General features: G+C 71.4%; 19 protein-coding genes. 9 read left to right on the forward strand and 10 right to left on the reverse strand.

The window, feature by feature from the left end; genetic code table 11:
• Window positions 1-165: 165 nt before the first annotated feature.
• Together ACWDX9_RS23175 and ACWDX9_RS23180 are read left to right on the forward strand one after the other, a co-directional pair.
• Window positions 166-1,056, forward strand: a complete 891-nt coding sequence (locus tag ACWDX9_RS23175) for an alpha/beta fold hydrolase (RefSeq protein ID WP_449957206.1) — start codon at window positions 166-168, stop codon at window positions 1,054-1,056.
• 13 nt (window positions 1,057-1,069) lie between these two features.
• Entirely contained in the window at window positions 1,070-1,981 is a 912-nt protein-coding gene (locus ACWDX9_RS23180) for an oxygenase MpaB family protein (protein ID WP_449957208.1), read from the forward strand.
• On the opposite strand, the gene ACWDX9_RS23185 is transcribed toward ACWDX9_RS23180, so the two are convergent.
• The 4 genes from ACWDX9_RS23185 to ACWDX9_RS23200 all read right to left on the reverse strand — a co-directional run bounded on the left by ACWDX9_RS23185 (window position 1,932) and on the right by ACWDX9_RS23200 (window position 5,663).
• The gene (locus tag ACWDX9_RS23185; RefSeq protein ID WP_449957210.1) at window positions 1,932-3,116 is read right to left on the reverse strand and encodes an MFS transporter; all 1,185 of its coding nucleotides are present in this window, start codon (window positions 3,114-3,116) and stop codon (window positions 1,932-1,934) included. The genes ACWDX9_RS23180 and ACWDX9_RS23185 overlap by 50 nt on opposite strands.
• A gap of 104 nt (window positions 3,117-3,220) precedes the next feature.
• A complete protein-coding gene (locus ACWDX9_RS23190; RefSeq protein WP_449957212.1) occupies window positions 3,221-4,147 on the reverse strand; it encodes a RecB family exonuclease in 927 nt (308 codons plus the stop codon).
• A 94-nt stretch (window positions 4,148-4,241) separates the two neighbouring features.
• Window positions 4,242-4,952 (reverse strand): MBL fold metallo-hydrolase, encoded by a 711-nt coding sequence (locus ACWDX9_RS23195; RefSeq protein ID WP_449957214.1) that lies wholly within the window; start codon window positions 4,950-4,952, stop codon window positions 4,242-4,244.
• 57 nt (window positions 4,953-5,009) lie between these two features.
• On the reverse strand, window positions 5,010-5,663 hold the full coding sequence (locus ACWDX9_RS23200; RefSeq protein ID WP_449957216.1) for a DUF6758 family protein: 654 nt from the start codon (window positions 5,661-5,663) through the stop codon (window positions 5,010-5,012).
• A 47-nt stretch (window positions 5,664-5,710) separates the two neighbouring features.
• On the opposite strand from ACWDX9_RS23200, the gene ACWDX9_RS23205 reads away from it, so the two are divergent.
• A complete protein-coding gene (locus tag ACWDX9_RS23205; protein ID WP_449957218.1) occupies window positions 5,711-6,106 on the forward strand; it encodes an NUDIX hydrolase in 396 nt (131 codons plus the stop codon).
• A gap of 58 nt (window positions 6,107-6,164) precedes the next feature.
• Here the strand turns inward: ACWDX9_RS23205 and ACWDX9_RS23210 are convergent, their stop codons facing one another.
• Together ACWDX9_RS23210 and ACWDX9_RS23215 are read right to left on the reverse strand one after the other, a co-directional pair.
• Complete coding sequence (locus ACWDX9_RS23210) at window positions 6,165-8,933, reverse strand: hypothetical protein (protein WP_449957220.1); 2,769 nt, start codon at window positions 8,931-8,933, stop codon at window positions 6,165-6,167.
• A gap of 304 nt (window positions 8,934-9,237) precedes the next feature.
• Window positions 9,238-10,221 carry a CPBP family intramembrane glutamic endopeptidase gene (locus ACWDX9_RS23215; RefSeq protein WP_449957222.1) on the reverse strand — a complete coding sequence of 328 codons (984 nt, stop codon included), beginning with the start codon at window positions 10,219-10,221 and terminating at the stop codon, window positions 9,238-9,240.
• Between the two features lie 100 nt (window positions 10,222-10,321).
• On the opposite strand from ACWDX9_RS23215, the gene ACWDX9_RS23220 reads away from it, so the two are divergent.
• The gene (locus ACWDX9_RS23220; protein WP_449957224.1) at window positions 10,322-11,035 is read left to right on the forward strand and encodes a hypothetical protein; all 714 of its coding nucleotides are present in this window, start codon (window positions 10,322-10,324) and stop codon (window positions 11,033-11,035) included.
• A complete protein-coding gene (locus ACWDX9_RS23225) occupies window positions 11,032-11,574 on the forward strand; it encodes a DUF6529 family protein (protein ID WP_350725471.1) in 543 nt (180 codons plus the stop codon). Before ACWDX9_RS23220 ends, ACWDX9_RS23225 begins: the two co-directional genes overlap by 4 nt.
• On the opposite strand, the gene ACWDX9_RS23230 is transcribed toward ACWDX9_RS23225, so the two are convergent.
• Entirely contained in the window at window positions 11,564-12,496 is a 933-nt protein-coding gene (locus tag ACWDX9_RS23230) for an HpcH/HpaI aldolase/citrate lyase family protein (protein WP_350725473.1), read from the reverse strand. The genes ACWDX9_RS23225 and ACWDX9_RS23230 overlap by 11 nt on opposite strands.
• Window positions 12,497-12,623: 127 nt before the next feature.
• Between ACWDX9_RS23230 and ACWDX9_RS23235 the strand changes: the two genes are divergently transcribed.
• A complete protein-coding gene (locus ACWDX9_RS23235; RefSeq protein WP_449957226.1) occupies window positions 12,624-12,995 on the forward strand; it encodes a hypothetical protein in 372 nt (123 codons plus the stop codon).
• A gap of 63 nt (window positions 12,996-13,058) precedes the next feature.
• On the opposite strand, the gene ACWDX9_RS23240 is transcribed toward ACWDX9_RS23235, so the two are convergent.
• On the reverse strand, window positions 13,059-14,012 hold the full coding sequence (locus ACWDX9_RS23240; RefSeq protein WP_363970960.1) for an EamA family transporter: 954 nt from the start codon (window positions 14,010-14,012) through the stop codon (window positions 13,059-13,061).
• Window positions 14,013-14,108: 96 nt separating this feature from the next.
• On the opposite strand from ACWDX9_RS23240, the gene ACWDX9_RS23245 reads away from it, so the two are divergent.
• Window positions 14,109-15,329: a magnesium transporter MgtE N-terminal domain-containing protein gene (locus tag ACWDX9_RS23245; protein WP_449957228.1), complete on the forward strand. Its 1,221-nt coding sequence runs from the start codon at window positions 14,109-14,111 to the stop codon at window positions 15,327-15,329.
• Complete coding sequence (locus ACWDX9_RS23250; RefSeq protein ID WP_449957230.1) at window positions 15,310-15,777, forward strand: DUF1003 domain-containing protein; 468 nt, start codon at window positions 15,310-15,312, stop codon at window positions 15,775-15,777. The genes ACWDX9_RS23245 and ACWDX9_RS23250 overlap by 20 nt, the downstream gene beginning before the upstream one ends.
• Here the strand turns inward: ACWDX9_RS23250 and ACWDX9_RS23255 are convergent.
• The gene (locus ACWDX9_RS23255) at window positions 15,761-16,222 is read right to left on the reverse strand and encodes a MarR family winged helix-turn-helix transcriptional regulator (protein ID WP_449957232.1); all 462 of its coding nucleotides are present in this window, start codon (window positions 16,220-16,222) and stop codon (window positions 15,761-15,763) included. The genes ACWDX9_RS23250 and ACWDX9_RS23255 overlap by 17 nt on opposite strands.
• 160 nt (window positions 16,223-16,382) lie before the next feature.
• Here ACWDX9_RS23255 and ACWDX9_RS23260 point away from each other — a divergent pair, with 160 nt between their 5' ends.
• Window positions 16,383-17,519: an Mrp/NBP35 family ATP-binding protein gene (locus tag ACWDX9_RS23260; protein ID WP_449957234.1), complete on the forward strand. Its 1,137-nt coding sequence runs from the start codon at window positions 16,383-16,385 to the stop codon at window positions 17,517-17,519.
• A 586-nt stretch (window positions 17,520-18,105) separates the two neighbouring features.
• Here ACWDX9_RS23260 and ACWDX9_RS23265 read toward each other — a convergent pair.
• Window positions 18,106-19,056, reverse strand: a complete 951-nt coding sequence (locus ACWDX9_RS23265; RefSeq protein ID WP_449957236.1) for an NADP-dependent oxidoreductase — start codon at window positions 19,054-19,056, stop codon at window positions 18,106-18,108.
• Window positions 19,057-19,110 lie beyond the last annotated feature (54 nt).

Consider the following 19,110-nt stretch of genomic DNA (forward strand, 5'->3'; position numbering starts at 1 on the left):
AGGCGCGCACCCGCATCGGGTGCGCGCCTTTCTGGGTAAGAGGCCCGCGGACCCTCCTGGGGCCCTCTGGGCGCGTCCGGGGGGATTCCGGCAAGGAGCCGCATTTGCCCTGCGTGATGCCCATGACGGTGTCGAGCCGCTGACCTCTGGGTATTGTTGCCCCACGTGAGTACGCCGCGATTCCTCGATCTGCCTCCTGGCGTCGCACCACAGAAGATCGAAACGCCACAGGGCACGTTCGCGGTCCTGGAGGCCCTCCCGGTCAGTGGTGTGATTGAGCGCTGGCCCGCCCTCCTGGTCCCCGGCCTGACAGGCAGCAAGGAGGACTTCCTCGCGGTGCTGATGACCCTGGCCCACTCGGGACGCAGAGTGATCGCCGTCGATCTGCGCGGCCAGTACGAGACACCGGGCCCCGACGACCCCGCCGCCTACACCTGCCCCGCGCTCGGCGCCGACGTCGACGCGCTCGCCCAGATCATCGGCGGCGGCGACCCCGTTCACCTGGTGGGCCACTCCTTCGGCGGCCTGGTGGCCAGGGAGGCGGTGATCGACGGGCGCACGAGGTTCGCGTCGTTCACGCTGATGGGGTCCGGGCCCTCGGGCATCGAGGGCAAGCGGGCGGTCAACGGCCGCAAGATCATGGAAGAGGTCCAGGCGTTCGGCCTGGAGCACGTGTGGCACCACCGGCTGGAGCCCGAGGCGCTGTCCAACGACGTGTCCGACGAGATCCTGGCCTTCCTGCGCAAGCGCCTGCTCACCAACTCGCCGACCGCGCTGGCGTGCATGGCCGAGCAGGTGCTGGGCATGCACGACCGCACCGACGAGCTGCGCCAGATCGAGGTGCCCACGCTGGTGCTGTACGGCGAGCACGACGACGGGTGGCCGCCCGACGCGCAGTCGGAGATGGCGGCCAGGCTCGGGGCCGAGTCCGTGGTCGTGCCCGGCGCCGTCCACTCGCCCGCCGTCGAGGCGCCGGAGACGACGGCGGCGGCGCTGGTGAGGTTCTGGAACGCGGCCGAGAAACACTATTTGGACACCAGGTCCAATGCCATGTAATTCTTTACTTACTATGGCGAACATCGAGGACATCGTCGCGCAGCCGCCGCAGAGCGCGACGTGGCGGGTGCATCTCGACCGGTCGATGTGGGTGGGCGGCGTGCGCGGACTCATGCTGCAGGCGCTGCACCCGCTGGCCATGCGCGGTGTCTGGCAGAACTCCAACTTCCAGGAGGACCCGTTCGGGCGGCTGCGCCGCACGGCGGACTTCGTGGGGCGGGTGACGTTCGGCAGCCCGGAGCAGGCCGACGAGATCGGCAGGCGGGTGCGCGGCATCCACAAGGCGCTGCGCATCCACGACCCCGACACCGGCCGGACCCATCGGGTGGACGATCCCGAGCTGCTGCTGTGGGTGCACTGCGCGGAGGTGTCGTCGTACCTGGAGGTGGCCAGGCGCGGCGGGCTGCGCCTCACCGAGCGCCAGGCCGACCGCTACCTGTACGAGCAGCGCAAGAGCGCCGCGTACGTCGGCCTGCACCCCGAGGACGTGCCCGGCTCGTGCGCGGAGATGGACGCCTACTTCAAGCAGGCGCGCGCCGGCCTGCGCGTCACGGAGGAGGCGGCCTCGACCGTGCGCTTCCTGATGTGGCCGAGGCTGCCGCAGGAGCTCAGGCTCCTGTCGGCGGGCAAGCCCGCCTACTTCCCGTTCGGCGCGCTGTGCTACTACACGCTGCCGGACTGGGCCATGCGGATGTACGGGGCGCTGCCGGAGGTGCCGCGCGCGACGGTCACGGCCGCGCTGAAGGCGTTCAGGCTGGGGATGAACTCGCTGCCGGAGCCGGTGCACGACCACGCGTTCATGCCGGCCACTAGGGAGATGCTGCGGGCCGCCAGGGAGCGTCTCGGCGCGGCCGGGTACGACGTGAGCAAGGGGCTCAAGGGCCTGACCGATCCCCGCCGGTGGCCGCGGGAGCCGGCCGCCTGACCGGCAGGAGCGCGCCGCCCACCAGCACGACCGCCGACACGGCGGCCATCGTCCATCCGCTGCGGCCCATGCCCCCGCCGTCGAACAGCACGCCGAGCAGGGTGGACGCGGTCGCGGCGCCCACGTACCTGGACGACTGGAAGAACCCCACGGCGACCCCGGTCTCGCTCCTGTCCGCGTGCACGAAGACCAGCGAGTTGAGCCCGAACTGGCTGAGCGCCGACGCCACCCCCAGCAGCCCCGCCGCCACCAGCACCAGCCAGACGGGGCCGACGGCGGGGACCAGGCAGGAGCCGGCGAGCAGCAGCGCCGAGCTGGCCACCAGCACGGTCCGCATCCCCGCCCGCGCGGCCAGCGCCACCGCGACCGGCGTCATGACGATCGCCAGCCCGGCCATGGGGAGCACCAGCAGGCCTGCGATGTGGGCGGGCAGTCCCGCCGAGCGCTGCGCCCACAGCGGCACCACGAAGAACGCCGAGTAGAACACCACGTTGACCAGGGCGAACTGGCCGCACGTGGCCAGCAGCCCGGGCCTCAGCCGGGGCAGCAGGGCGTGTTTGGCGCCGTCCACGCGGACCTTGGGCAGCCAGCGCAGCGCCGCGGTGAGCGCGACCGCCGCGAGCGGGACGTTGACCAGGAAGATCGCCCGCCAGCCCCACAACGAGACCAGGAACCCGCCGAGCACCGGACCGGCGGCGGCGCTGGCGGTGAGCACCATGGAGATCGTCGCGATCACGCGCGGCGGCGGCCTCCCGTCCTCGCCCGGCATCACGGCCTGCACGATCGCCATCCCGGCGGGCATCGTCGCGCAGCTCCCGAACGCCTGCAGCATCCTGATCCCGACCAGCGCCGGGTACGAGGGGGCCAGCGCGGCCAGCACGCCCGTGACGGCCATCGTCACCAGCCCGGCGCAGAACACCAGCCTCGGGCCCAGCCTGTCGGCCAGCGTGCCCATCACGGGCGGGACGAGGATGCCGGCCAGGTAGAACCCGGCGGCCAGCCACGTCACGGCCGCGATGCCCACGTGGAACTCGGCCTCGATGCTGGCCAGGGCCACGGCGATCATGGACGAGTTCAGGGGGTTGAAGAGTGTGCCCAGCGCCACTGCCGCGGGTAACCGCCCGATAGGTGCCACTTTCCCGTCATTACCACTGTTCTCTGCGGGAAACTGGGCATCCCTCGGCAAATGCCATCAGCCGAGGCGAGCGGTCCCCTCCGCCGCTCGCCCCGGCAGGCGGGTCACTCGGCGAGGCCGTCCCACGCGTTGCGGTCGGGGGCCGCCGACCGGCCCTCCGGGCAGTGGCGGCGGAAGTCGCACCAGGAGCAGATCGGGCCGGGGCTCGGCGCGAACAGCTCGTCGATCTCGTCCGGCACCGCCGCCGGCCCGACGGACGGCCGCTCTCCCGAAGCGGTGCGCGAAGCGGCGGAACCCTTCTTGGCGGGCGCGGGCACGAGCGCGCGGTAGCGCTCGTCGGCCGCCGACGCCTCCGTGGCGACGTCCTCGGCGCGCCGGATGTGGCGGGCCAGCGACTCCTCGGTGTGCCGCCACTCCAGGATCTCGCCGGTCGGCAGGTGGTGGAGCTCGACCGTACGGCAGGGCGTGCGCATCATCGTGGAGGCCGCGACCGCGTACACGGCCAGAGCGAGGGACGAGCGGGCGTCGTCCTCGGTGAGCGGCCGGCGGCCGGTCTTGTAGTCGACCACGACCAGCTCGTCACCGCGCCGGTCGAGCCGGTCGATGCGGCCGGAGAGGGCCATCACCTTGGTACGGGTCGCGACCATGCGCTCGACGCCCACCGGATCGTCGCCGGGATCTAAGGTCGCGACGTATCCGGAGACGAGGTCGCGGGCCCGGCCCAGCCAGTGGGCCGACTGCTCGACGTCCCTGAACCCCTCGGCGATCCACCCGTTCGTGACCAGGATGGCGGCCGTCAGCGGGGTCCTGCGGTCGTACGGCTCCCGCCACCACCCCGCCAGCGCGTTGTGCACGCTCGCCCCGACGCTGTTGTGCGCCCACGCGGGGCCCTTGGACGGCTGCGGCCGGTCCAGGTAGCTGAACCGGTAGCGGCGGCGGCAGTCGAGCCACGCGTTCAACCGCGAGGGCGTGCACGAGTAGAGCCGCCGCGGCATCCCGTCCAGCGGAAGCTGCCCCTGAGCCGCGCTCATGGCCTCCACCTCGTGAAGGCGCTCCTGAGCGTGTTCATGGCCTCCACTCCGTGGAGGCGGCTCGGTCGCTCCGGAGCCGCCGCCTTCCCTCGCCTCACTCGTCGTCGGGGTCGAGCTTGATCCCGGAGAGCTTGGTCCCGTCGGTCAGGGGGCCGTCGTCGGCGCTTTCCGTACGGGTCAGCGAGCCCGACACCCAGTCGTCGAAGTGCGGCTCGAGGTCGCCGATCGTGACCTCGTCACCGTGGGCGGCCAGCACCCGCGTCTCGGCCGGCAGCGTGAACAGCCGCCCGCCGATCGAGGTCAGCTGGTCGGGCAGGGCGGGGTATTCGCCGCCCAGCTTGCCGGGCCCGTCGGCCTGCAAAGCCTTGCCGGTGAAGACGGCCCCGAGGCCCTCGCAGTAGAGCGACACTCCGCCGGGTGAGATGCCGGGCGTCTCCATGACGTCGAGCTGGACGTCGGCCACACCGAAGATGCCGTCGTCCTCCATGTCGATGTCGGGCCAGGTCTCCCGCCAGGTCTCCCGCCACAGCGGCTTGTCCTTGGGGTGCAGGGCGACCACGGCCTCGTCCCGGCTGGCCACCTCGATGGCCGCGGAGACGTGGTCGGGCAGGCCCGCCGTGCAGATGACGGCCAGCACTTCCCGCTCGCCCACCTGCTCAAGGATCTTCTCGGCGTCACGCGCCGCGTCGATGACGATGACTTCGTCGTCGTCACCGATGATCCAGGTGTTGTTCTCGACCTTGTGCTCGGTGCCGTCGATGTCGACGACGCCCTCGGTCACCACTCGCTCGATACGCGCTGTCACGCCTCCGAACTCTAGCCCGTCTGCATCAGAGCGCGAATCAGGAGCGTGAAAGCGCGCCTAATCCTCGAGCCGGGGCGAGAAGGCACCGAACGGCACGTCGAGCTCGTGATCGCGGACGTCGAGCAACGACAGCTCGGCGAGCGCGATCATGCAGCCGGCGTCGGCCGGCCACGCGATGGCCCACAGCCAGTTGCCGAGCGCCTCGCCCGCGTAGACGGCCCGGTCGTCGGCGCCGTCCACGCACCACAGCGCGGTGGGATGCCCGAGCACGCCGATCTTGGCGTTCGGCGGCCCCGAGTCGAACCCCTCGCCGGGGTCGGGGCCGTCCAGCCCGGCGAACGCCGCGCCGAGCCCGATGCCCGGCTCCTCCGCGATGACGAGCAGGTCGGCGGGGCCTTCCGTCAGCGACGGCCCCGTCAGCGCCACCACGCTGGCCCGGGCGCCGGTGCGCTCGTCACCGACCTCTCCGAAGCCGGTCACCAGCCAGCCGGCGGGCAACGGCCACGGCAGCCACACGGGCACCACGGCGCTCTTCCGGATGGCCTCCAGCGCCGAACCGGTCGGCGGCCACGGAGGCTGGTAGGGCAGGACATCACCGTGCGCGTCGCATCGGTAGGCGCTCGACCACGCACTCGGCCCGTGAAGCGGGCCAAAGCACCGTGGACAGGTTGGAGCCGCTCTCACAACTACCCACGGTGCTTTCTCCGGCACCGGCCCGTCAAGGCCGCTTCCCGTTGTCCCGTCGTAATCTTGGTCATGTGCGCGTAAATTGTGTCGGCGCGATTATTTTCGACTCCTCTGACCGGTTGCTTCTTATCCAGCGGGGACATCCGCCGGGCGAGGGGCTGTGGTCCATCCCTGGTGGCCGCCTGGAGGCCGGGGAGACGGACGCCGACGGCGTGCGGCGCGAGGTGCTGGAGGAGACCGGGCTGCGCGTGGAGGTGGGCCGTCTGGCGGGCACGGTGGACCGCCCCGGCCTCGGCGGGGCCACGTATGTGATCCGCGACTACCTCGCCACCGTGACGGGAGGCGTGCCCGTGGCCGGGGACGACGCCGACGACGTGCGCTGGTGCGGCACGGACGAGCTGGCGCGGCTGCCGCTCGCCGCCGGCCTCCTGGAGTCGCTGACCGACTGGGGCGTGCTGCCCCGCTGACACGGCCCCATCCGCCCGGCCCCGGCTGGAGTGGCGCCTGAAGCGGCGCCGCTCGGTCCTACCGGTTCGAGGTGAGGCTGGAGGTCCAGAGGATCAGGTGGTCGGCGTTGTACGTGGTGGACCGCCCGAGCGCCACGACCTCCGAGCCCGACACGGCCACCGCCGTCAGCCACTGCGCCCCCTGGCCGGCCAGCCGGTCCTTGGTCAGGGCCATGCGGTTCCACGACAGGCCGTCCTGCGAGGTCCAGGCCGCGCTGTCGCCCTCTCCCGGTACGCCGTGCCAGCCCACGGCCACCAGCCCCTCGTCCGCCGCAGCCAGGTCGTACACCGCCGCCGCCTGGTCCGCGGGCAGCCAGGCCGTCTGCCAGGTCGAGCCGTCGTCGTCCGAGACCGCCGCGAAGGCACGCCGCGAACCTCCCGACACGGCCGTGCCAACGGCCACTAGCTTGTCCTGATAAGTCGTGACCCGTCGTAGCCCGGCCGACGTGGCGTCCGGCGGGACCACGCGCTTGCGCGCGCTCCAGTTCACGCCGTCCGAGGAGTGCCAGACCACGCTGCTCTCCTGGTCGGCCCCGCCCGAGCCGCCCACGGCCACGTAACCGCCGTCCCCGGTGGCGACGGCGTCGTAGATCCGCACCCCGGAGCCGCCCTGCGGCAACTTCTTCGACCTGGTGAACTTGCGCAGATCAGGGGTGAACCACATGGCGGCGCTCGTCGCGCCCATCTGGTCCTTGGCCTCGCCGGCCAGCACGTAGCCCTCCTTGCCGGCCGTCACGACGTGGGTCTCCAGGGAGGGGGCGTTCGGGTCGCGGGCCAGGTCGCCGGTGACGTTCACCTTCTTCCAGCTCTCCCCGTCGGCGGAGGTGACGAGGAGCGGGTCGGTGAGGGCCACGTTCGTCTCGGTCGAGCCGACGGCCAGCCAGCCGCGGCTGCCGTGCGCCACGTCCTCCAGCGTCTGCTTGCCCGGGCCGCCGAGGCTCATGGACTTCCAGCTCACCCAGTCCCTGATCGTCCACAGGCCCGCGTCGCCGGAGGCCGAGCCGACGGCGACGTACCGGCCGGCGAAGCTGGCCAGCGCGTTGGTCTCGCGGGCGATCCTGGTCAGGCCCTCGACCTGGCCGAGCTGGACGCGCGAGGCGCCGTCGCGCGGGGGCGCGGCCATGAGCACGAGCTGGTTGTCGACGTCGGACACCGCCTGGTCGCCGCCGGCGAACAGGGTGCCGCCGTCGGCGATCGTGAACCCGCGCAGCGTCGCGCCCGGCAGGTTGCCGAGGTCGGTCCGCTTGCTCCACGAGCGCCCGTCGGCGCTGGTCAGCACCGAGTAGCGGCCCAGGCCGGCCTGCGTGATCGCCGCGATGCCCGACGGGTAGGAGATCAACGTCTCCACGCCCGTGCTCTCGCCGCTCAGGCCGCCGATGGAGCCGCACTGCGACCACTGCGCCCCGGTCGGCGAGCAGTAGACGCGCAGGTCACCGGTGAACGTGGGGAAGCGCGTCGGCACCAGCACGAACCTCTTGGGCGACACGGCCACCATCCCGGTGTGCGGCGCGGCCTCGGGCAGCTGGAACGCGGTCGCCTGCCAGTCCCGCCCGCCGTCCGCCGATCGGAGCACCCGCGATCCCTCGCCGACCGCGGGGTCTCCGATGGCGACAACTGTGTCGCCCTTGGCGACCACCGCCTTGATCTCGCGTACCTCCAGCTCCCGGGTCTCCACCCGCTCCCAGGTCCGGCCGTCGGCGGAGCGCCAGGCCGCGGGGCCCGAACCGCCGTCGTCTCCCGTCGCGCGTCCCACGGCCACGAAACCGGAGGCGGTCCTGGCGATGTCGTTGATCTGGTCACCGGCCCTGAACGCGGCCAGGCCCGCCGCCTCCACGGCCGTCCAGCTGAACCCGTCGGTGCTGGTCCACAGGCCGCGTTCGCCGGACACGCCGTCGCCGCCGCTGGCCAGCCAGCGCCCGCCTCCTCCGACGACCCGCTGGACCGTGGGGGTGGAGGCGCCGTTCACCTGGCCGAGCTGCCAGGTCTTGCCTCCGTCCGGCGAGAACAGGAAGAGCGGGCGCGGGGTCGGGCTCGTCGTGTCGCTGCCGACCGCCACGACCGCGCGGCCCACGGACGTCATGTCGTTGAGCTTCTGGTTGGCGCCCTCGCCTGCGGCCGGCACGGTGAACAGCTCGTCCCCCGAGCGTCCCGTGCCCGCCTCCAGCCGCAGCCCTGGGGCCTCGTCCGAGGTCCACTGCCACACGAGCACGCCGGCGGCCACCAGGATCGCCACGGCCAGGGTCAGGGCGACGGGGGTGGACCTGTTGCGGCGGCGTACGGGGCTGGACCTGCGCATGGCGGAGGGTGCCGGGCCTCTGTGGTGCCGGCCGCTCGACCCCTGGCGCGCCCCGTCGGTGGCGACGAGGAGGTCCGGCCTCGTGGGGCGGCCCGCCGGCGGGCGCCCGACGCGCCGCACCTCGGGCTCGCCGTCCTGCTCCGGGGCCTCGGGGACTTCCGGGACCTCTGGGGTCTCGTCGTACCCCGTCGGCTCCTCCGCGGGCGCGGGAGCCTCGGCGCGTTCCGGGACGGGATAGACCAGCCGGTACGGCGGCGCGGGCCGGGACGACCGCTCGGGGGCGGGCTCCGCGTCCGGCTCGGGCCGTTCGGGCGACTCCTGCGGCGGATGGAGCGGGGTGCCCGCGACGAGCTTGTCCGGGCGGTTGACGACGCGGCGGGGGCGGCGGCGCGGCTCGACCTCGGGCTCGGCCGTCGGCGAGCTGTACGGCCGGCGCCCCTTGGGCGGCTCCTGCGCCTCGTCGTCCGGGATGGGGGCGGCGAACGGCGGCATGCCCCAGGGCGAGTTCAGCGGTAAACCCCTGGCCCGATCGTCGGTGGGACCCGGCGGCGAATGGCTGATCCTCGGCTCTTCGGAGGAATGCGGTTCAGAGGCGCCCTCGGGACGAGGTTCGTCGTCTTCCGGCGGTCGCCGTGGCGGTTCGCTGGGGCCGGAGGCCACGCGCCCTACCTCCTATGGGGTCGAACGTCGTACGGGTGGAACGAGGACGCTGGTCCGTTCCACAGGACCAGACCAGCATGACTCAGCCGGAATAGCGAGACCTCTCTAGCGAGATTCCCGGCACCCCAGGACCGATTTATTCCGAGATAGTATTAATTGACTGTTTTTTGGCTAGATACAACACACCAAACGCATACACCCCGAGCTGCACCACCGTTCCGGACAACGCCTGCCAGGGCACCGGCACCTTCCCCTGGTCCAGCGCGTCGGCCAGATGCCCGGCCGCGGCGGCCTGCCCGAAGGCCAGCAGGTTGTTCAGCACGTGCAGCGAGATCGCCGACTCCAGCCCTCCGGTGCGCACCGTGAGAAAGCCCATCACGACCCCGAACCCGAACACGTCCACGAGCCCCGCCCACGAATACCCGTGCAACGACATGAACAGCGCGGAACCGAGCACGATGGACCAGGCCGGATTCCGTATGTGCGCCCCGACGGCCTGCACGAACCAGCCGCGGAAGACGTACTCCTCGGCGGCCGCCTGGAACGGCACCAGCAGCACGATCACGACGAGCGCGGGCAGGAACCCCGACCATCCGCCCCAGCCGAACAGGTCGGCGTCCTCGCCGGCCGCCGTCAGCGCGAGCGCCTGCGCGCCCTGCCCCAGCAGCAGGGCCAGCACCGCCAGGCCCGCGCAGGTCAGCAGCCAGCGCCAGCGCAGCCGCCCGGCCACGGACGAGAGCGTGCCGGGGCGCCTGCGCTGGACGAGCGCCGCGGTGCCGTACACGAGGGGCAGCACGGGCGCGAGCGACAGCAACACCACGACCAGCGAGAACACCGGATCGCCGAACAGTTGCCCCTCGGCCTCCAGCGGCGCGGGGATCCCGAGGAGCAGCGCCATCAGAAGGCCGGCCCACACCACCACCGCGCCGATCACGACGAACCCGGTGGCGACGACCAGCGTGCCCACGATCGTGCGCCACGGCCGGGTCGCGGCATTCCGCGCCAGGTGGTCGTAGCTCGCACCGATGGGCGTCGGCAGGAACCAGGGTGGCGGCTGATACGGGTGAACCGGCGGCTGCATGCCGTAAACGGGCGGCTGGTGCCCTGGATTCTCCTGCATCTATCCATTCTGTCCGCGCGATGCGCAATAGTTCACAGACGGCCCACCGATTTAGGCGGATGCTCGGAGACGTACGGCATTTCGACCCTGGGAGCAGTCCATGTCAAGGCTGGGACCTGTCATCACCCTCGCGGCGGGAGCAGTGCTCGCCGTGGGGCTGGGTGTCGCCAGCGTCACCGCGACACCGGCGGCCAACGACGAGGCCGCCAACACCGCCGCGGAGGCACCGTCGGCGGGCGAGAGCACCGCGGCCCCGTCACGCTCATCGGAGGCCGAGGCGGACGCCACGCCCTCGCCTCAGCGAACAGAACCGAAGAAGATCGCGAAGGCGGACTACGGAGGCTACGTCAAGGGCAACGGCGGCCTCATCGCGATCTCGATCAGAGACGGCAAGGCCGTCGGCTACTTCTGCGACGGCAAGGCCGAGGCCTGGTTCAAGGGCAGCGAGTCCGACGGCGAGCTGCGGCTGACCGGCCTCGGCAGCGCCAAGGTCACCGCCGAGCTGGGCGGCGGCCGGGCCAGGGGCTCGGTCGCGGTCGGCGGCAAGAAGTGGACCTTCGTCGCGCCCACGGTGGTCAAGCCGTCGGGCCTCTACCGCGCCACCGCGCTCGTCAGGGGCGCCAAGCTCCGGGCCGGCTGGATCGTGCTGAAGAACCCGGGAGGCGGCTACACCCAGGTCGGCGCCGCGTTCGAGGGCGACACGCAGGTGCCGATCCCCCAGCTGCGGGACGACCGGCCCACAGCGCCCGTGACCGTCGGCGACACCACGATCCAGCCTGAGGACGTGGACGGCTTCATCGAGGAGATGCAATGACCGCCGTACCCCAGCAGTCCCGCGGCCTGACCCCGCTCCTCGTTCCGCTGCTGGCCGGCGGCCTGGCGGCGCTCGCGCTCGGCGTCTACGGGCGCGTGCACACGCCCACCGGGTTCGCCGTGGGTGTGGCCGGGTTCTCCGGCGCGCTGCCGATGAAGGCGTGGCTGACGACGGGGGCGTTCGTGCTCGCGATCGTGCAGGTCGTCTCGGCCCTGTCGATGTGGGGCAGGCTCGGGGTCACGATCCCGCCCGGCGTGCACCGCTGGTCGGGGCGGATCGCGTTCCTGCTCACGATCCCCGTCGCCTTCCACTGCCTCTACGCCCTGGGCCTGCAGTACGACGTGCCGCGGGTGCTCGCGCACTCGCTGCTCGGCTGCTTCTTCTACGGCGTGTTCACGGCGAAGATGCTGGCCCTGCCCAAGCACGACGCGCCCGGCTGGACGCTGCCGGTGCTCGGCGGGCTGGCGTTCACCGCGCTGATCGGGCTCTGGCTGACGTCGTCGTTCTGGTTCTTCACCGCCATCGGCATCAAGGTGTGAAGCTCTTCGTACGCCTCAGCCCGGCGGCCCGCCCCTTGGCCGCCACGACGAGCGCCATCTTGCGCGAGGCCTCGTCGATCATCTCGTCGCCCAGCATGGCCGCGCCGCGCTTCTCGACCGAGGTGTAGTACTCGTACGCCTCCAGGATGAGCTCGGCGTGGTCATAGTCGTCCTGCGACGGCGAGAAGACCTCGTTGGCCGCGTCCACCTGGGCGGGATGCAGCACCCACTTCCCGTCGAACCCGAGCGCCGCCGACCTCCTGGCGGCCCGTTTGAAGCCCTCGACGTCCTTGATCTGCAGGTAGGGCCCGTCGATGACCTGCAGGTCGTGCATCCTGGCCGCCATGAGCAGCCGCATGAGGATGTAGTGGTAGGCGTCGCCCTCGACGTAGCCGGGCGGCTGCTCGCCGACGACGAGCGTACGCATGTTGATCGACGCCATGAAGTCCGCCGGCCCGAAGACGAGCGCCTCCAGGCGCTTGGACGAGCCGGCGATGGCGTCGGCGTTCACCAGGCCGCGGGCGTTCTCGATCTGCGCCTCGATGCCGATGCGGCCCACCTCGTACCCCATGGTCTTCTCGATCTGGGTGAGCAGCGTGTCGAGCCAGACGACCTCGGTCGGGTCCTGCACCTTGGGCAGGATCAGGCAGTCGAGGAACTCCCCCGCCCCCTCGACGACCTCGATCACGTCCCGGTACGTCCAGTGCGTCGTGAGGTCGTTGACCCTGACCACGCGCGTCTTGCCGGACCAGTCGCCCTCGCGGAGCGCGGTCACGATGTTCTTGCGCGCCTCCTCCTTGGCCAGCGGCGCGACGGCGTCCTCGAGGTCGAGGAAGACCTCGTCGACGGGCAGGGTCTGGGCCTTCTCCAGGAACCTGGGGTTGCTGCCTGGCACGGCGAGCACGGAACGGCGTGAGCGCATGCGCACACGCTACTGGCCCGGCCGGGTCGCTCCCATGCGGGCCTCGATCTCGCGGGAAACCTGGGAGATCGGCTCTTCGCCTCGGAGCGGCTCGGGTCCTCGCGCTGAACGGACTACAGTCGAAGCTGTGAGCGACGACACCGCGGCCATCGAGGAGGGCGCCAAGAAGTCCGGCATCCTCTGGCTCACCCTCGACCGCCCCCGCCTGGCCTGGCACACCTGGCACGACGGCGCGATCTACCTGGTGACGGGCGGCGAGGAGCAGGCGCTGCCCGGCCTCGACGCGCTCGACCGGGTCCACGTCACGCTGCGCAGCAAGGACAACGGCGCCAGGCTGGTGGAGTTCGAGGCCGCGGTCGCGGTCGTCGACCAGGCCGCAGCCGCCGACGCCGTGGCCGCGCTGGCCAAGGAGCGGCTCAACGCCCTCGACAGCGAGCACCTCACCGAGCGCTGGTCCCGCGACTCCACGGTCCTGCGCCTCACCCCCGACCGCCGCTGACGAGGCCACCTCCTGGCCGCGCCTCGAGGGTCAGCCTCTGACGGCGACGGGCCTTGAGGGTCGTCAGCCTCTGACGGCGACGGGCTCCGCCTCGACCTCCGCCGCCGGTGACGGCGAGGGACTCGCCGTGGCGGTCTGGGCGAGCAGCGCGCCGGACAGCACGAGCAGGCCGCCCACGATCTGGAAGACGCCCAGCGTCTCACCGACCAGGGCCCAGGCCACCACCGCGCCGCCGATGACCTCGAGCGAGGCGACCGTGGCCCCCACCGCGGCCGACAGCCGCCGCACGGCGTTCACACCCAGGATGTACGCGATCACGGTCGCGACCAGCACCATCCACAGGTACGCGCCCAGCACCGGCAGCGTCCGGCCGCCCTCCGGCGCGACGGTGGCCGTGAAGGCCGCCCACGGAATGTCCCACGGCCGGGCGAACGGGATCAGCACCACGGCCGCCCCCGCCATCCCCCAGGCGATGAGGCCGAGCGGGTCAACGTCGTCGCCGAAGCTATCGTTCATCAGGAAATATCCGGCGCAGCACGCCCCGGCCAGCAGGCCGAGCACCAGGCCCAGCGCGTCCAGCCGCATCCCCTGCCACGCCTCGACCACGATCCCGAGGCCCAGGACCGCGACGACCGCCCCGATGTAGGCCGCCCGCGCGAGCCGTACTTTCCGTACGAACCGCACCCAGGCCACCACCATCACCGGCGCCATGAACTCCAGCAGCAGCGCGATCCCCACCGGCAGCCGCGTGATCGCCACGAAATACAGCGACTGCACCCCGGCCACCGCCATCACCGCGTACAGCCCGAAGAACGGCAGCCTGGACCTGGGGATCCGCAGCGCCTTGGGCTTCACCACGGCCAGCACGGCCAGCAGCAGCAGCCCCGCGCCCGCCATCCGCGTCCAGACGGCCTCGATCGGCGCCAGTCCAGCGGTGATCAGGTACTTGGCCATCGGACCCGAGAACGCGAAACACCAGGAGGACACGAAGGCCAGCCCGAGCCCCGCGTACCTCATCGCCCACCACCTGGGCAGTAATCACCGTTAAGCACGTTTGATACTGACATGAGAGGCGTGCGGGGCGCAATGGGGCGGCACTGTTAGCCTGGCCACGTGAAGATCTTCGTGGCCCGCCTGCCGGGCACCCCGGTCTTCGACCCCGCGGGCGACCAGATCGGCCGGGTCAGGGACGTGGTGGTCGGCCTGCGCATCGGCCTGCGGCCCACCGTGCACGGCCTGGTGGTGGAGGTGCAGCCGCGCCGCAGGGTGTTCCTGCCCATCACCCGGGTACGCCGCATCGAGACAGGGGCCGTGGTCTTCACCGGGCGGCTCAACATGCGCAGGTTCGAGCAGCGCGCCACCGAGACGCTGGTGATCGGCGAGATGCTGGACCTGGGCGTCACGCACAAGGGTGAGCCCATGACCGTCTACGACGTGGCCATGGAGGAGATCAAGCCGTCCCACTGGGAGATCACCCAGGTGGCCCTCTACAAGGGCAGGCGGCGCGACCCGCGGATCGTCGCGTGGGAAGAGGTCTCCGGGTTCGACCGGCTGCAGAAGGACCAGGGGGCGGCCGGGCTGATCTCCGCGTTCGAGTCACTGCGGGCCGCCGACATGGCCAGCGCGCTGCACGAGCTGCCGAGCAAGCGACGCATCGAGATCGCCCGCGCCCTGAACGACGTGCGGCTCGCCGACGTGCTCGAAGAGCTTCCGCCCGACGACCAGATCTCCATCCTCGGCACGCTGGAACCCGAGCGGGCGGCCGACGTGCTGGAGGAGATGGGCCCCGACGACGCGGCCGACCTGCTGCACGACCTCCCGGAGGACCAGGCGGCCAAGCTGCTGGCCCTGATGGAGCCCGGCGAGGCCGCCCCCGTGCGGCGCCTGCTGACCTACCCGGAGACCAGCGCGGGCGGCGTGATGACCAACGAACCGGTCATCCTGCCCCCCACCGCCACGGTGGCCGAGGCGCTGGCCCACATCAGGCAGCAGGACCTCACGCCCGCGGTGGCGGCGCAGGTCTACGTGGCCCGGCCGCCCACCGAGACGCCGACGGGCACGTACCTGGGCGTCTCGCACTTCCAGCGGCTGCTGCGCGAGCCGCCGTCGACGCTGCTCGGCGGCGTGATCGACCCGTCGATCGACCCGATCAGGCCGGACTTCACGCTGCGCGCGGTCACCCGCTACCTGGCGAACTACAACCTCGTCGCCGCCCCGGTCGTGGACGAGCTGGGGCGGCTCGTCGGCGCGGTGACGGTGGACGACGTGCTCGATCACATCCTGCCCGAGGACTGGCGTGAGGGGACCGACGATCATGACGACCGAACGGCTTGACGAGCCCCGGGCCCTGCGCCGCTCGCTGCGGCCGCACTACGACCCGGAGGCGTTCGGCCGCCTGTCGGAGCAGATCGCCCGTTTCCTCGGCACGGCGCGCTTCATCGTCTACATGACCGTGGTCGTCGCGATCTGGGTCATCTGGAACGCGTTCGCGCCGCCGAACATCAAGTTCGACCCGTACCCGTTCATCTTCCTGACGCTGGTGCTGTCGTTGCAGGCCAGCTACGCCGCGCCGCTGATCCTGCTGGCCCAGAACCGCCAGGGCGACCGGGACCGCATCCAGTACGAGCAGGACCGCGAGACCGCCGAACGCAACCAGGCCGAGATCGAGTATCTGACCCGCGAGATCGCGGGGCTGCGCCTGGCGCTGAACGAGCTGGCCACGCGCGACTACCTGCGCGCCGAGCTCGGACGCCTCGCGGAGGAGCTCAAGGAGAGTCGCTGAGGTCCAGCTTGGCGACCATCGCCCGGACGCGGGTGATCTCTTCCGCGCCCAGCAGGTCGAGGAACTGGGTCCGGACGCCGCGCAGGTAGGTCGGGGTGGCCTCGGCCAGCCGCTCGGCGCCGGCGTCCGTCAGCACGGCGAACAGCCCGCGGGCGTCGTCCGCGCAGGCCTCCCGCGACACCAGCCCGTCCCGCTGCAGCCGGTCGATGAGCCTGGTCAGGCCGCTGCGGGAGAGCAGGACACGGCCCGCGAGATCGTTCATGCGCAGCCGCCGCTCCGGCGCCTCGGCCAGTTGCACGAGCACCTCGTACGAGGCCAGCGGCAGGTCGTGGGCGACGAGCAGCTCCGTCTCCAGATGCCGGGTGATGCGCACCTGAGCGCGCTGCATCATCCGCCAGACCGCCAGCTCCTCGGCGGTCAGGCTCTCGTCGCGCAGAAGAGTCACGGAGTAACCTTAGGACGTTGTTGCACAGACATCTAACAGCACGGATTAACTCAGCGAGGCCGCCCGTTCATACCATGGAGGGGCATCCTCACTGGCGTCCTGCGCCTGTCACACATATACCGACAAAGGAGGGACGGCACTCCCTCGTGCCGAGACTTCGATGGCACCTACCCAGGAACAGGTGACGGCAGCTCTAGGCACCGTCATCGACCCCGAGATCCGTCGCCCGATCACGGACCTCGACATGGTCAAGAGCATCGATATCGCTCCCGACGGCGTGGTGCGCGTGGGCATCTTCCTCACCGTGGCGGGCTGTCCGCTGAAGGACACCATCCGCCGCGACGTCACCAACGCCGTCGCCAAGCTCGACGGCGTTGCGGGCGTCCAGATCGAGCTCGATGTCATGAGCACCGAGCAGCGCAAGCAGCTGCAGACCAAGCTGCGAGGCAACCGGGGGCCGGAGAAGGAGATCCCGTTCAACCAGCCGGGCTCGCTGACCCGCGTGTTCGCGGTGGCCAGCGGCAAGGGCGGGGTCGGCAAGTCGTCCGTGACGGTCAACCTGGCCGCCGCGATGGCCTCCAACGGCATGAAGGTCGGCATCGTCGACGCCGACATCTACGGCCACAGCATCCCGCGCATGCTGGGCGCCGCCGAGCGGCCCACCAAGGTCGAAGACATGATCATGCCGCCGGTGGCCCACGACATCAAGGTCATCTCGGTCGGGATGTTCAAGCCGGAGGGCAACACGCCGGTGGTCTGGCGCGGGCCGATGCTCGACCGGGCGCTCCACCAGTTCCTGGCCGACGTCTACTGGGGCGACCTCGACGTACTCCTCCTCGACCTGCCCCCGGGCACGGGCGACATCGCGATCTCGGTGGCGCAGCGGCTGCCCACGGCGGAGATCCTGGTCGTGACGACGCCGCAGATGGCCGCCGCCGAGGTGGCCGAGCGGGCGGGCTCGATCGCCGCGCAGACGCACCAGCAGATCGCCGGCGTCATCGAGAACATGGCCTGGCTGCCGTGCCCCCACTGCGACGAGCGCATCGCCGTGTTCGGGGAGGGCGGCGGCCAGACGGTCGCCGACGCGCTCACCCGCACGCTGGGCGCCCGCGTCCCGCTCCTGGGCCAGGTCCCGATCGACCTCCGGCTCCGCGAGGGCGGCGACGAGGGCAAGCCGCTGGTCCTGACGGAGCCCGACGCACCCGCGGCGGCCGAACTCCGCAACATCGCCTCCACCCTCAGCAAGCGCTCCACCAGCCTCAAGGGCCTCCAACTCGGCCTCTCCCCCAACCGCTGATTCCTGGTGCCCGTCCTCTGGGCGGGCACCATTCTCAGTGCCCTCGCCTGGGGCCCTTTACGGCTGCCCACGGCGAGCATCCACGCCGTCCTCGAGCTTTGCCCGGCTGCGCGCAGCGACCCTTGGGTCCTGTCCGGCGGCGCGCAGTGGGCAGCACTCCCGCCGTTTTCAGTGCCCGTCCTCCAGATCCTTCACGGCTGCGCACGGCGAACATCATCCGCGCCGCTCGGTGTCCGTCCTTCAGATCCTTTACGGCTGCGCACGGTGGGCACCACCCGCCGACTGTTGAGCGACAGGAGAGTGTCAGGGGCCGCGACACCGATGTCAGTAGCAGAGTGTGATCAGGTGGCGAGGGCTCCATGAACACCACACCCGAGGGCATCACCCTGGCCGACTGGGCGGCCAAGATGGGCCGCTCGGAGAAGTACATCCGCAACTTCTGGCGTCCCCAAGACGGCTTCCCCGTCCCGATCGGGCGACGGCCGACCCCGCACACCACCGGCCCAGATCTGGAGCTGTACGAGGAGGCCGCCCTGGGTTTCGTTCCTCGTCGAGGTGGTCTCGCTTTATCAGGCTGGCAGGGCGGTCACAGGACGAGCATGAGTTTGCCGCCGGGGCGGCGGGATTGGCTGAGCTTGGCCGCTTCCTGGATCTGGTCGAGGGTGTAGGTGCGGGCGACCGGCACGACCAGGATGCCTTCGCCGGCGAGCCTGGCGAACTCATTCATCTGGTCGTAGCAGATCTCGGTGGTGATCCGGACGCCCAGTTCGGCTGCGGCGGCGAAGTCCGAGACGGTGAGGACACGGTCGGGATCCCCGGTCAGCTCGATCAAGGCCGGTAGCGAGCCGCCGGCCGGACTGGGCTGGTCGGCGCGGTCGATCCGGCCCCCGGTCGGCGCGGTGTCCAGGGCGCGGTCCACGGGGCCTGGGGTCAGTGCGCTGACGCGTTCGGCCATGCCCTCGCCGTAGGCGGTCACCTGGGCGCCGATCTCTTCCAGGGCGGCGGCCCGAGTCGGCCCGGCTGTGGCGATCACCCGAATACCCCGGTGCAGCGCGAAGCGCACCGCCGCCTCACCCACGGTGGTGCCCGCGCCGTGGACGAGCAGCAGCTCACCCGGCTGGACGCCGAGGTCGTCGAGCGCGCGCCACGCCGTCTCGGCCGCCATCGGCAGCGCGGCGGCCTGCTCAGCGGTTACGCCCTCGGGAATGCGTGCCCAGGCCGACATCAGCGCGTACTCGGCGGCCCCGGCCGTTGGGCCGTCGAAGGTGGTCGGGCCGAACACGCGGTCGCCGATCTGGACGCCGGTGACGCCCTCGCCGAGCGCGTCGACGGTGCCCGCGACCTCGAGGCCGAGCCCGCGCGGCAGCGGCGGCAGATGGTCGGCGAGGAGACCGTCGACGACGTGCCAGTCGGCCGGTGTCAGGCCGCACGCCCGCACGGCGATCCGGATCTGGCCGGGTCCCGGCTCCGGCTGCGGGACGTCGCGGAGCACGATCACGTCCGGGGAACCGAACCGGTCGAATTGCAGAGCCTTCATGACGATCTCCTGGCTGATAACAGCATCTGTTGTCATTGACCGTATCAGCTGATA

It is taken from the genome of Nonomuraea sp. NPDC003201, assembly GCF_053590415.1.